The organism is Helicobacter felistomachi (assembly GCF_030296895.1).
GTDB classification, from domain to species: Bacteria; Campylobacterota; Campylobacteria; order Campylobacterales; family Helicobacteraceae; genus Helicobacter; species Helicobacter felistomachi.
Genome location: NZ_AP028022.1, coordinates 1,272,850 through 1,285,489 on the forward strand (window position 1 = coordinate 1,272,850; position 12,640 = coordinate 1,285,489).

A 12,640-nucleotide genomic window follows, 5' to 3' on the forward strand; every position below is an offset into this window, starting at 1 on the left:
AATGCCGGTCCCCATCGTGCAAGCCTTGCAAACCCTGGCCCCCAAAGTCTATCAAGCCATTAAACAAGGCGACACCCGCTACACCGATCACAAAAACCCCACCGCAGATTTACAATTAGCCGTGGATGTAGCGGCAGATCAGCTCATTTTTGAAGCCTTAATGCAAGTGCCTAGCGTGGGGGGCGTGATGAGCGAAGAGAGGCAAGAAGCGCAGTATAACGAACAGGGGGATTTTTTAGTCGCTTTTGACCCCCTGGATGGCTCTAGCGTGGTGGGGGCGAATTTTTTAGTGGGGAGCATTTTTGGGGTGTATGATCGCCCTGCTTTGGGTTTTGCTGAGCCAAATATGGCACACCATATCCAAATGGGGGCGTATATTCTGTATGGGGCGAAGTTAGAATTAGTTGTGGCGACCACGCAAGATGTTACGCATTATATTTACAATGAAGACATGCAAAAGTGGCACACAAAGGGGGCGTTAAAATTAAAAGAGAAGGGTAAAAACCTAGCACCCGGGGGTTCTTGGCAACACTTTAGCCCCGCATATATAGAATTTTTAATGGCATTTTTCAAGCAGGGCTACCGTCTGCGTTACAGCGGGAGCATGGTTGCCGACATACACCACTTACTCAGCAAAGAGGGGGGGCTCTTTTGCTACCCAGCCACCACAGATGCTCCCCTAGGCAAGTTGCGTAAACTCTTTGAGGTCTATCCCCTAGCCTTTGTCGTAGAAAAGGCGGGGGGACTTAGCTTTGATGGCATGCAAAATATCTTAAACGCCCCCTTAAACAGCCTGCACGACAAAAGCCCATGTTTTCTAGGCTCAAAAGTTGAAATGGAGGCGTTAAAGCAGTGGATGCGTTCGAGCAAAAACTAGATGAATGGAAACAAAAGGTGCAGGCTTGCCAAGAGCGCAAGGGTGTGGGCTCTTGCTTGCGTTGCAGTTTGACTTTGGAGTGTGCGGAGAGAAAGGCCTATGTTGCGAGCGTGTATGCAAGCATGAATAAAGGCCAACAGGGCAATTTTGATTTTTAGCTAAAGGATTTGTGATGTTGCAAAGGTTTAGATTTGGTGTGGGGGTGTTGTGTGCTTTAGTCAGCGTGGCGTTGGCTGAGAAAAACGGCGTGTATGTGTCGGGGGGGTTGCAATACACCTTAGTCAAAACCACGATCTCCAGGGGGATGTATGCCAACGAGGCGCAGCCTTTGGGTCTAAGTGGCTACACCCCGGGGATGAGCAACATGTACGGCTTTAGCCTAAATGCGGGCTATAAAATGTTTTTTGGCAAGCTAGAAAGGCGCAATGGAGTTAGAATCTACGCTTTTTATGACTACGGCTACGACAACCCCAGCTTCAACGGCCCTCGCTTAAACGACAATGTCTACGGCGTGGGGGCGGATTATCTCTTCAATTTCATCGACAAACGTAAAATGCAGGTGGGTTTTTTTATGGGCTTGGCGTTTGCGGGCAGTTCGTGGAGCAATTCGGGGGCTTCGTATGTTAAGAATCTTGCCAAATACCCCGGAGTGAGCGAGAATTTTAGTTACTTTCAAATCCCCGTGAATGTGGGCGTGCGGACGAATGTTACCAAGCACCAAGGCTTTGAGTTCGGGTTAAAAATCCCTTTAGTGCGTAATTACTACTTCCGCTCCATTGCCCCCGGGGGCATTTATGGCTTGACTTTCCAAAGAAGCATTGTTTTTTATGGCAATTATGTTTATAACTTTTAGGCGATGCCCAAAATGCGTGCGTGTAGGGTTAAATAAGCAGTTGAGGGCTATATAAAATCTATTGACAAGCTTTGTATTGTTTTTGTCTGGTGTGGGGGCGATTGTGGCAGGGGTTGAAGGGCTTTCGCATATCTCCACACCAAGAACGGCTAAACCTCCAAGCCCCCTATCTATTCAATCCTAGCAAATCCAAAAACCCAAACCACCCCTTACAAATCTCCAACCAACCACACAACCAACAAAACCAAAGCCCCAACTCCAAAGCACACAACACCTAAAAAGGGAATGCGCTTTAATGTTGTTTATCGGTGCCGTAAAGATGGCATGAAGCTCTTGCCAGAAAAGCCAAAATGGACGCAAAAGCTCCTGTAAAGGGAGTATTTTTGTCTGTCCCATTTGTGAAAAAATAGGTATTGTGGGCGTTACAGCACCATTAGCAAGAGACCACGACCACAAAACCGGTAAGGGCAGTGAGTGGATGTAGATTAAAGACAACCCCAAATTTTTAGAAAAGTGATCGAATATCTTGAGAAACACAAAAACAACTAACCGTTCTTACAAACCTATAAAACCGCATAAAATCCTATAAAATCCTATCAATAGAAAAAAATTTTAAAGATTGCGGTTTTTGTTGTATTCCTGTTTCCACCATGCTGGTTACTAAGCCATTCTTTGCAAAACAACTTAATAGAGCCGTCATGTCCGCAGGCGTAAATTCGGTGGGAACTCCACCTACTAAATGCTTCACTAGATTAACACTGGCGTTAAAATCTCTATCCACCGCCATACCACACGCCCCACAATGATACACTCTATCACTAAGCGTTAAATCCTTTTTGACATTGCCACATCCAGAGCAAGTTTTAGAGCTAGGATAAAAGGCATCGGCTCGCTTAATCTCTCTGTCATAGCATTTGGCTTTATACTCTAAGAGCGTGTTAAAAGCAGAGATGCTGACATCGCTAAGGGCTTTGGCTAGTTTAGAGTTTTTGAGCATGTTAGACACTTTCAAACTCTCCATACACAGGACTTTGGCGTGCCTTATTAGAGCGGTGCTGAGCTTGTGTAAAAAGTCAGTGCGGATATTGGCAATGCGTGCGTGTAAGCGGTTTAGGCGTAAAGTGGCTTTAAGATAATTAGCGGATTTTCTAGTCTTGTCGCCTTTGGTTTTCGGGTGTTGCTTTTTAGAAACTTGCCTGCTAAATCTTTTGAGCCGTCTTGTTAGCCTATTTAAGGGCTTAGGTGCTTGGATTTGTAAGCCATTAGATAGACTAGCAAACGCTTTAATGCCTGTATCCACACCTAGAGTGCTATTACTCTTAATGGGCTTATGCGTGCGGTTAAACTCCTCTTGTGTGGTGTTGATTTGAATGGAAACAAAGAATTTAGCCCCCTTTTGTGTAATGGTCGCCCCATTGATTTTACCTTGCAATCTTAGTCTCTCTGTCATTTTAATTTTAGGCAAATTAGGGATTTTTAGATAGTCTTTTGTGCCACCTTGAATGATTTTTATTTGGTCGCCCCCAATGTAGAAACTGCCTTGATGTTCTCTTTTGCGCTTAAAACGGGGGTAGCTCAATTTGCCAAGCTTTAGGTCTTTAAAGAATTTTTGAAACGCTAGGTTTAAATGCGTAAAAGGCTGTGCGGTGGCATATTTTGTAACCTCATAGACAAAGGGATAATTCGTTTTTTTAAGAGCGTTAAACTCTTTCTTTAGGGCAAGGTGGTTAGATTTAATGCCCTTTTCGTAGTTTTCCTTCCACTTGGCTAGTCCCCAATTATAGGCTAATCGAGCACACCCAAAGGCTTTTTTAAAATGGGTCTTTGCCTTGTTGTTAGGGTTTAATTCAATCTTGTGGGTCAGTTGTAACATTGTCCTCTACCACCGCCTGCATTTGTTCTAAAAGCTGTTTGTTTTTCTTGGAGCGTGCTCCATAAAGCCTAGCGGAGAATACTGTGATAATTTCCAACACATCTTTAGCTAACTCCTCCTCGAAGCGGATATTCTCATCGCCTTGATTAATGATAATCACCTCCACACCTTTAGCCTCACAAATGGCAAACACCAGCTCCGCACCAAAACGCAATAAGCGGTCTTTATGGGTCAAAACAAGCCTTTTTACTTGGCTCTCTAGGATAAGGTCAAGAAGTTTGGTTAAGCCCTTTTTGTAATAATTCATCCCAGAGCCTAAGTCCTGTATCACTTCGTAATTAAAGCCCAGTTTCGAACAATACAGCTCCAAAACCTGCACTTGGCGGATTAAATCCTCTTTTTTGGTCGGCACTAGAAACACGGGCATAGGCAATAGTCTTGCGGTTATCGTTATGAAAAACAATGTTTTTGTTGATATTTTTAAGGCTCTCTAGCTTGTATCTCCGCTCCCCACCTTTTGTGTAGTTATCGGGTTTAAGTAAGCCTTTTTTCTCCCAATTTCTTAGGGTTTGGATACTGACACCTAAAACCTTGCTTGCTTGACCTATGGATAGTAAATTACTCATGCCAACATGGTAGCACCTAGAAACTTAAAAACATATAAAAAATTTACAGAGAATTATAGAATTTTATAGATTTTATATTGCTGTTTTTAGCCCAAAGAATCTAAGCCCACTTAGGCGTAAAACTTTGAAATAAAACGGATTCCTTTGGATCACCATTTGGCTTTTATCCATAACCGCGCAGGTATTGGCCACAGATTACCATAAACAAGGCAACACCCCCAAAATCCAGCATTTACTTTAGAGTCTTTAAACCTCATTTACGATGCCTAGATGTGAGTCGTGGGGGCGTTGCTGCAAGCCTCTCCATGATCTAGCTAGTGCTTGCTAAAAAACTGCCTTTAGTGTTGCAATGCGGCACTGAGCCTAGGGCAAGAGATTAAAATCCCCAAACCCTACGCTAAAATGTCGCATTTGCAAGAAGGCTAGTGCGCCTAAAGGGGCTTAGTGTCCCAAAGGAAGGGGATTATGGTGCTCTTTTTTTAAGCAACTCTAAAGGCCCCTTTTGCTCATCTTGCAAGACAAACTCCACTCCGAGCACCTCTTTAAAAAATTTCCTTGCATGTGCGATCTTTTGGGCTTCATCGGCCATCAAGGCGCGTTCTTGCTTGCCCTTGGTCTCCACCACAAAGCCGCGCCCATTTTCTAAGACATAGACAAAGTCGGGGCTGTAAGTCCCCCCGCCGCTCATCGGGATTTTTAAAGAGTTTTTGGGGATTTTGCTAAAGACACACACCCCCTCAAGCCCGTTGACGATGTTTTCCCTCTCTAGTTGCGAGTCGTAGTAAAGCTCTTCAAAGAGATAATTTTGTGCGGGGAGAGTGTCGCCTTTTTGCACGCCTAGCGGGCTGGGGTCGATGCCTATGAGCGCGTTGCCCCTAGCGTCTGTCAAAAATGTGGGGTGTGGGTTGTGGGCGATTTTTTCGTAGGCGATGTTAAAGCCCCCACCCCCTTTAAGGGCGTGATCTAAAAGATAACTGGCCAAATGCCCTTGAATGTGGCGGATGGTGGCGTTGTGGCAATATAAATTGATGTCAAAATCTTTAAGGGCACAAAAAGCTTTGTGCCAAGTTAGGGCTTTTGTGTGGGTCTCTAGGGCAAGCTGGCTTAAAAACGCCCCATAGGGCATGTTGGGCGTAGACATTTGCATGTTTAAAGTTTCGCTCAAGCTGTGCGCGCCCTGTGCTTGCACTTGCAAGGTCTCTTTTTTAACGCCCAAAAAAGGGGTTTTAAAGCCTTCTCTATGCTTTTGTAAAAAGTTTATTAAGAGTTGGCAAAAGTCTTCTTCATCGCCCAAATAGTGCAACAACGCCTTTTGGTTGATCTTTTCCCAAAACTCTTTAAGTTCTTCGTATTTCTTAGCGCGGATGTGGGCTTTAGGGACTCTGTCCTTAGCGTTTTTGATCTTGTCGGCTTTTAAAAAGGCTTGTGGGTAAAGAGCTTTGAGTGTTTCAAACCCCCCTTCTTTAAAGTGGTTTGTGCGATCGATCACCCCCGCCTGATCCAAGTTTTCTAATAACTCTGTATCGCTCAGCTGATACACCCGACAAATGTACTCAATGAGCGCGTCTTCTAGTTTTGTGGGGCTGCTCTCAAGCTGGGTGCTGGTGTTGATCTCGCCCACAAGTTTAGCCACAAAGTCCTTTTCGCTAAAATCCACAAAGTAGTTCAAATAAAAGTTTTCGCTGTGGATGCGCGCCCCGTGTTCATTGACGGGCAATCTAAGCCCCCGCCCCACTTCTTGCAATTTAGAAGTCTCGCTCCCGCTTGAGCGCAATTTGCAAATGCCAAAGACATTGGGGTTGTCCCACCCTTCTTTTAAAGTCCATTGCGAAAAGATGAAGCGTCTAGGATTGTCTAGGCTTAACAATCTCTCTTTATCGTGTAAAATCTCTGTAATCTGTGCTTCGATCTTCTCATCGCGCGCTAGGTTGTCGCGTGCAAAATACCCCCCATGTGTGGCCGCCACATCGGCTAAGGATTTTTGTAGATAGGCCACATAAAAAGGGTTGGTGTCTGGGCGCGTTTTTTCTTGTGTCAAAAGGGCTTGTAATTTCTGGGTTAAAAGCGCGTTAAAGGCTTCTTGAAACCCCCCACCACGATAGCCCACAATGTCATCGATGAAAAACAACAATAAGGGCTTGATTTTATCTGGGCGGCTTAAAAGTTGCCGCTCTAGTTCAAAATGTGTATCTAGGGCTTTGTCGATCATTTGATCGCGTAGGCTCAAGGTGTAACAATCTGGGTTCAAGCTGTCTTTTAAACGCAATTCTAGCCCATTAGACAGCAAGGCCACTCTAGAGGACACCTTCTCTAGGGTTAAATTGAGCTCAGGGGCGATCTTGCTTAAACTCTCCTTTTGCCCGATGCTAAAAATCCTTGTGCCTTGTTTAAATTTGGCTTCATAGGCGCTCAGCCCCACGAGCTGGGTGGGGGGTGTGTGGCTGCCTAACCCGTGGGTGAAAACCTGCACACCCTTAACGAGGTTTTGGTTAAAGGCTTGCATGGCATTGAGGCGGTAGATGAGGTTTTCTTCGGTGTTTTCAAAGGTCGCCCCAAAACGCAAAATCCAAGAGGGGGCGATTTTTTCAAGGTTTTTAAAACTCTTTTGGTCTTTTTTAAAGCGGTGGGGTTCGTCTATGATCAAAATCGGGTTTGTGCCTTTAAGCGCGTCAAAGGGGCGCGTGTGGGTGTCAAAGAGAGTGGTGTCGTAGCTTTTCTCTAGACTGGGGGCGTTGATCATCCCTTGATTGATGAGCAAGACTTCGATTTTATGGGGGGTTATGGGGGCTTTGACAAAGTCGCTAAGTGCGCTAGGAAAGCCCTTACTGGCTTGGCTAGAGATCACATGCACGCTTAAATCCACTTGGTAAAGGTCTCTAAAATGCGCGCGCACGCTAGGCTCTCTTAAGAATTTTGCCACCCCCGCCTTGATCGCCAAAGAGGGCACGACTAGGATAAATTTAGATTGCTGGAAGTGTTGGTGTAAGGCACACATCGCTTTTGTGTAGGTGTAGGTCTTGCCCGTGCCTGTTTCCATAGAAATGTCGATGGTGTGGCTCTCTAGGTGGGTGTAGCGGGTATGCTCAATGTGCTCTTGGTTGTGCAAGGCGTGTAAATTGGATGCAAAAAGGGCTTTGTCTTTAAGAAGTTTGGGGTTGGCGCAAGGGCGGCTAGGCTCTAGGCTAAAGCCATCAAACACTTTTAAAATCGCCTGCACTGCCCGCTCTTGGTGGGGGAGGTGTTCGTAGCTGTATTCAAAGTTTGCCATGCGCTAGCCGAATGAAGGTTTTGATTTCTAGGTTTTTGCGGTTATTCAAGGCTTTAAGGTTTTCACACAAGGCACGCTGCATGGGGCTGTCGATCTCTTCATTGCACGCCACGATGACAGAGGGTTTAAAACTAGGATCATTATCAAACTTTTCTAACAACGCCTTTAAAGCGGGCATGTCAAAATTGGGGGATAGCAAGTAAAGGCGGCTGGCACACAAAAAGGCTGTGTAGGTGGCTAAGAGGATGGGCATGGGCTCTAGGCTTAAGCTAATGCCATCATAAGCCATCCAAGTGGTTAAAAGGCTGGTTTGGCTGTAGGTGGGGAAGTTAAGCTCTTGGGCTTGGAAGGTGGCGATGTCTTCTAAGCACGCCCCCTTTTCTTGCACACGAAAGACTTTAAAGTTTAAATCGCTTGTCTGCCCTGCGTGCTCTTGCTCTAATTTGGCTTTGGCTCTTTTAAGGCGTTCTTGTGTGATGTCAAAGATGGTCGGTTTAGCGTGCCCTAGCTCTTGTTGGCAAAAGTTATAGGCGTTGGGGGATTTTTTAGGGTCGATGGGCTCATCTAGCTGGATTAAAATAAATTGCCGCTTGCCCCCATCGGCGAGGTTTTGCGCCATCACGGCATGCCCTGTCGTCCCTGAGCCGGCAAAAAAGTCTAGGACAATCTCGGGGTTCTCCCCCCCCCCGTAGTGGCAATTTGTAGGATTTTTGGATTAAGGCGGTGGGTTTGGGGGTGTCAAAGATTTTTAAGCCAAAAAGGGCTTGGATTTCTTTAGTCGCTTCTGTGGTTGTGCCATGTTCCGTAAAAATGGTTCTCGTCTTGATGATTTTGTCTTGGTCTTGCACTTCATCAAAATAAAGCACTTCATAAGGGGTTAAACGCCCCTTGCTGTCTTTTTGCCAAAAAATGCACTCGGGGTCTAAATTTTCGGGTTTTTTACGCCACCGCCCTTCTTCGCCACTGGGGGCAAGGGGGTAAAAATCGTTGCCCTGTGGGTCTTTTATGGGGTAGTAAAGACTAGGTCTATCTATTCGTAAAGATTTATCGCCGTCCTTTTCTAGCTTCCTTATCTTAGCCTTTTTGCCATTGATAATTTTTTTAAAAGTGCTTTCGTCATGTTCGCCTATCAAATTTTGGATAGTCCAATCTGTTTTGGCATAGCATAGGATATATTCGTGTTCTTGTAAAAAATATTGCGAATCGCTACCGCCCCCCCCTTTTTTCTTTTGCCACACTAAATTCCCCACAAAATTCCCTTCCCCAAAGACTTCATCACAAAGTAATTTAAGCGGGGCTTGTTCGTTGTCGTCAATGCTGATGAAAATCGCCCCATCATCTCTTAGCAAATGGCGCGCCAGCACCAAACGCGGATACATAAAGGTCAGCCACGCAGAGTGGGTGTTTGCCCCTTGAGCGATAAACTCTAACACCCGCCCAGCTTCCCCTTCGCTCATCCCCGCCTTTACGCCCAAGTCTTGGGGGCTAAAGGCGCGCTTGTCTTGGTAGATAAACGCATCGTTGCCCGTGTTGTAGGGCGGGTCGATGTAAATGCATTTGATTTTTTCATAGTAGGCGTGTTGTAGGTGCTTTAGGGCTTCTAAATTATCCCCCCTGATTAAAAGATTTTGACTAGGGGCGTTTTGCTCTAACTCTAGCATGCTAAAAGGGCGTTCTTCCGCCAACATACGCGCATACGCCTTGCCTAACCACTGCAAGCCATAACTCTCGCTAGAAAACCCCCCATTTTGCCCCAAAAGTGCCCCCAACTTCTCTAAAATCACCTTCCCTTCTTTATCCACACAAGAGGGGAATAATTTTTTCAGGGCTTCAATCTTGCCTGCCAATGCCCCTTGCGGCGCGTTTTCAAATAAGAAATCTTGTTGCATTCAAGCCTGCAATTCTTGTAAGCTGATAGGCGGGTTGTGCTTGAATTTGGAGTATTCAAGAAGGCTTAAAAGCACCTTTTCTACCGCCTTAAGCGTGGTGAAATAGGAGATTTTATTTTTCAGCACTTGCATACGGATGATCTTAGAGTCCTCGCTCACCCGGTCGCTGGTGTTGATCGCCATGTCGATCTCGTGATTGAGCATAAAATCCGAGATATTGGGGCGGCCTTCAGAGATTTTCAGCACCTGCACGCTTTCTAGCCCCTCAGCTTGCAGTGCTTTATGTGTGCCGGTGGTGGCGTAAAGCTTAAAGCCCAAACTGGCAAAGGCGCGCATTAAAGGCATCGCCCTTTGCTTGTCGGCATCTTTGAGCGACACAAAGACATGCCCGCTGTGCTTGATGGGGTTGTTGCACGCAAGTTGCGACTTATAAAAGGCTTCGGCTAAAGTGTAGCCCACGCCCGCCACCTCGCCCGTGCTCTTCATCTCAGGTCCTAGCACCAAATCCGCCCCATAGAGTTTATTAAAGGGGAACACGCTTTCTTTGACAAAGACATAGTTTAAAGGCTTGGCTAAAAATAACCCCCCGCCTTTATTCTCTAGCCCCTTCATCTCCTCTAATTTTTGCCCCACCATCACCCCGATCGCCATCGCCGCAATGTCTAACCCCAAAGCCTTAGACACAAAGGGCACGGTGCGCGAACAGCGGGGGTTGATCTCTAGCACGAAGAGTTGGTTATTCTTGTAGGCAAATTGGATATTGACTAAGCCCAACACCTGCAAGCCCAAAGCGATTTTTTGCGTTTGGCTATAAACTTCTTCTAAAACTTGCGGGCTTAGGCTTGGGGGGATAAAGCAAGTGCTATCGCCCGAGTGGATACCGGCGGGCTCAATGTGCTCTAGCACGCTACACACAAAGACGCTTTGTTGGTCGCAAATGGCATCTACATCCAGCTCTAGCGCGTCCTCTAAAAAGCTATCCATCAGTAGACTAGTTTCAAAACTGTAGTTTTCTATGTAGTCTAAACACTCCTCTTTGGTGCGTAAAATCCGCATTTTTGCCCCCCCTAGCACGAAACTCGGGCGTAAGATGAGGGGCAAGTCTAGCTGGTCTAAACACTCTAGGGCTTGCTCTTTTGAGTTGGCACAAAGCCCTTTAGGGTAGGCAATGTTTAAGCGCTCTAAAAGTTCATGGCATAAATCCCGCTCTTCGGCAATTTCAATGTTCTTAAAGGCGGTGCCAAGCAGGGGGATGTGCAGGGCTTCTAAGTCTTTGGCAATTTTTAAGGGCGTTTGCCCCCCAAAGCCCACCACCACGCCCATTAAATGCGCCCTCTCTCTTGCCACAATCTCTAGGACATGCTCTAAAGTGATGGGCTCAAAGTAGAGCGTGTCGCTGGTGTCGTGGTCGGTGCTGATCGTCTCGGGGTTGTTGTTGATGATGATAGGGCTTAGTCCCATTTTTTTAAGCGCAAGGCTGGCGTGCGTTAAGGCGTAGTCAAACTCCATCCCCACCCCGATTTTATTGGCACTGGAGCCAATTAAAATCACCTTTTGGCGGGTGGATTTGGGGGGGGGGTTGTTGTGGGCGGGGAAGGCGGGGGCGTAGGTGCTGTATAGGTAGGGCGTGGGGCTTTTAAACTCATTCGCGCTCAAATCCACTTGGTACATTTTAGGGTGCAAGTCTAAAGCCTCTCTAACCCCTCGCACCTCTAGCTCGCCCACGCTTAAAAAGCTGGCAATGAGCGAATCGCTTAAGCCCATGCTCTTAAGCCTAAATAGGGCGGATTTATCGCTTAAAATAGCTTGTTTATCCGCCTCTTTGAGCTCTAATAGGACTTGCACGATTTCAGCGATCTCGTTTAAAAAGTAGGGGTCAATGTAGCAAAGGGCATGCACCTCATCTACGCTCAAGTTTTGGGCGAAGGCGTGCATGGCGTATATTAGCCTATTGGGGTTAGGGCGGCGCAGTTCCTTTTTCAAAAACTCTAAATCCAGGGGGCTTTCTAAAGAAGAGCGTAAGTTTTTTAAGCGGTAGTCGCTCTCTAGGGCTTTCATCAGGCTCTCTTTAAAGCTCCCCCCGATCCCCATCACTTCGCCAATGCTCTTCATAGAAGTGCCTAAAGTCGTGTCCACTTGGGGGAATTTCTCAAAATCAAAATGCGGGATTTTGGTGATGATGTAATCTAAAGTGGGCTCAAAACAAGTCGTGCTTTGGGTGATGTCATTTTGTATTTCTTCTAAAGTGTGCCCCAAAGCTAAGAGCGTGGCGACTTTGGCGATGGGAAAGAGCGTGGCTTTGCTGGCTAGGGCCGAGCTGCGGCTCACTCTTGGGTTCATTTCAATGACTAATAAACGCCTGTCTTTAATGGCAAATTGCACATTCGCCCCCCCCGTATCCACGCCCACCGCCCGCAGCACGGCAAAGCTGGCATCGCGCATGCGTTGGTATTCTTTATCTGTGAGGGTGAGCGCAGGGGCAATGGTGATGCTATCGCCCGTGTGTATCCCCATCGGATCGACATTTTCAATGCAGCACACGATCACGCAATTATCCTTGCAATCGCGCACCACCTCCATTTCAAACTCTTTACAGCCTAATAAGCTCTCTTCAATCAAGATTTCATTAATGGGCGAGGCTTCTAGGGCGAATTTGGCTAAATCCCTAAACTCCTCAATGTTAAAGGCAACGGAGCTCCCCTCCCCGCCCAAAGTAAAACTAGAGCGGATGATGCAAGGAAAGCCCACTTCTTTAACCACACTTAACGCCTCCTCCTCGCTGTAGGCATACCCCCCCTTGGGTAAATCTAGCCCGATGTTTAGCATGCACTCCTTAAACGCGCGCCGATCTTCTGCCTTTAAAATGCTCTCAATCTTCGCGCCTAAGAGTTTGACATGTTTTAATGCCCCCTCAAAATGCCCCTGTTGGTGCAACTCCACCATGATATTTAACGCCGTCTGCCCCCCCATTGTGGGTAAAACCGCCTCTATGCCCTCTTTTTCTACGATTTTAAGCACATTAGCGGTGTTGATGGGCTCAATGTAGGTTTTATAGGCGAGGGCTTTGTCCGTGTTGATGGTGATAGGGTTGGAGTTTAAAAGCACCACTTCATAGCCTAAGCTTTTAAGCGTTTTAAGGGCAATGCTAGAGGAGTAGTCAAACTCGCACGCCTGCCCTATGACAATGGGACCCGATCCAATGAGTAGAATTTTCTTAAATTTTTGCATAAGCGGGATTATAGCAGAAGTTGGGG

Annotated in this window: 8 protein-coding genes and 2 pseudogenes; 4 read left to right on the forward strand and 6 right to left on the reverse strand. The window is 46.5% G+C overall.

Annotation, left to right across the window (positions count from 1 at the left end):
* Nucleotide 1: 1 nt before the first annotated feature.
* The 4 genes from QUE23_RS06695 (at nucleotide 2) to QUE23_RS06710 (ending at nucleotide 2,008) form a co-directional block, all read left to right on the forward strand.
* Entirely contained in the window at nucleotides 2-877 is an 876-nt protein-coding gene (locus tag QUE23_RS06695) for a class 1 fructose-bisphosphatase (RefSeq protein WP_286348303.1), read from the forward strand.
* The gene (locus tag QUE23_RS06700) at nucleotides 853-1,035 is read left to right on the forward strand and encodes a hypothetical protein (RefSeq protein WP_286348304.1); all 183 of its coding nucleotides are present in this window, start codon (nucleotides 853-855) and stop codon (nucleotides 1,033-1,035) included. The genes QUE23_RS06695 and QUE23_RS06700 overlap by 25 nt, the downstream gene beginning before the upstream one ends.
* 14 nt (nucleotides 1,036-1,049) lie before the next feature.
* Nucleotides 1,050-1,730, forward strand: coding sequence for an outer membrane protein (locus QUE23_RS06705; protein WP_286348305.1), 681 nt, complete (start codon nucleotides 1,050-1,052; stop codon nucleotides 1,728-1,730).
* A gap of 101 nt (nucleotides 1,731-1,831) precedes the next feature.
* A complete protein-coding gene (locus tag QUE23_RS06710; protein ID WP_286348306.1) occupies nucleotides 1,832-2,008 on the forward strand; it encodes a hypothetical protein in 177 nt (58 codons plus the stop codon).
* 305 nt (nucleotides 2,009-2,313) lie between these two features.
* On the opposite strand, the gene QUE23_RS06715 is transcribed toward QUE23_RS06710, so the two are convergent.
* The 6 genes and pseudogenes from QUE23_RS06715 to carB all read right to left on the reverse strand — a co-directional run bounded on the left by QUE23_RS06715 (nucleotide 2,314) and on the right by carB (nucleotide 12,623).
* Entirely contained in the window at nucleotides 2,314-3,603 is a 1,290-nt protein-coding gene (locus tag QUE23_RS06715) for an RNA-guided endonuclease InsQ/TnpB family protein (RefSeq protein WP_286348307.1), read from the reverse strand.
* A pseudogene (locus QUE23_RS06720) lies at nucleotides 3,578-4,229 on the reverse strand (IS607 family transposase). Before QUE23_RS06720 ends, QUE23_RS06715 begins: the two are co-directional and overlap by 26 nt.
* Before the next feature lie 463 nt (nucleotides 4,230-4,692).
* Nucleotides 4,693-7,497 carry a type III restriction-modification system endonuclease gene (locus QUE23_RS06725; protein ID WP_286348308.1) on the reverse strand — a complete coding sequence of 935 codons (2,805 nt, stop codon included), beginning with the start codon at nucleotides 7,495-7,497 and terminating at the stop codon, nucleotides 4,693-4,695.
* A complete protein-coding gene (locus QUE23_RS10215; protein WP_434802013.1) occupies nucleotides 7,484-7,786 on the reverse strand; it encodes a hypothetical protein in 303 nt (100 codons plus the stop codon). The genes QUE23_RS06725 and QUE23_RS10215 overlap by 14 nt, the downstream gene beginning before the upstream one ends.
* Nucleotides 7,787-8,056: 270 nt before the next feature.
* A pseudogene (locus tag QUE23_RS06735) lies at nucleotides 8,057-9,119 on the reverse strand (site-specific DNA-methyltransferase); the annotation flags it as partial.
* Nucleotides 9,120-9,386: 267 nt separating this feature from the next.
* Nucleotides 9,387-12,623: a carbamoyl-phosphate synthase large subunit gene (carB, locus tag QUE23_RS06740; RefSeq protein ID WP_434802014.1), complete on the reverse strand. Its 3,237-nt coding sequence runs from the start codon at nucleotides 12,621-12,623 to the stop codon at nucleotides 9,387-9,389.
* Nucleotides 12,624-12,640 lie beyond the last annotated feature (17 nt).

What these genes read in the sequence shown, in the direction of transcription:
- QUE23_RS06725 (WP_286348308.1), bottom strand. Translation starts at nt 7,497, where the DNA reads ATGGCAAACTTTGAATACAGCTACGAACACCTCCCCCACCAAGAGCGG.
- QUE23_RS06715 (WP_286348307.1), bottom strand. Translation starts at nt 3,603, where the DNA reads ATGTTACAACTGACCCACAAGATTGAATTAAACCCTAACAACAAGGCA.
- QUE23_RS06695 (WP_286348303.1), top strand. Translation starts at nt 2, where the DNA reads ATGCCGGTCCCCATCGTGCAAGCCTTGCAAACCCTGGCCCCCAAAGTC.
- QUE23_RS10215 (WP_434802013.1), bottom strand. Translation starts at nt 7,786, where the DNA reads ATGGCTTATGATGGCATTAGCTTAAGCCTAGAGCCCATGCCCATCCTC.
- QUE23_RS06705 (WP_286348305.1), top strand. Translation starts at nt 1,050, where the DNA reads ATGTTGCAAAGGTTTAGATTTGGTGTGGGGGTGTTGTGTGCTTTAGTC.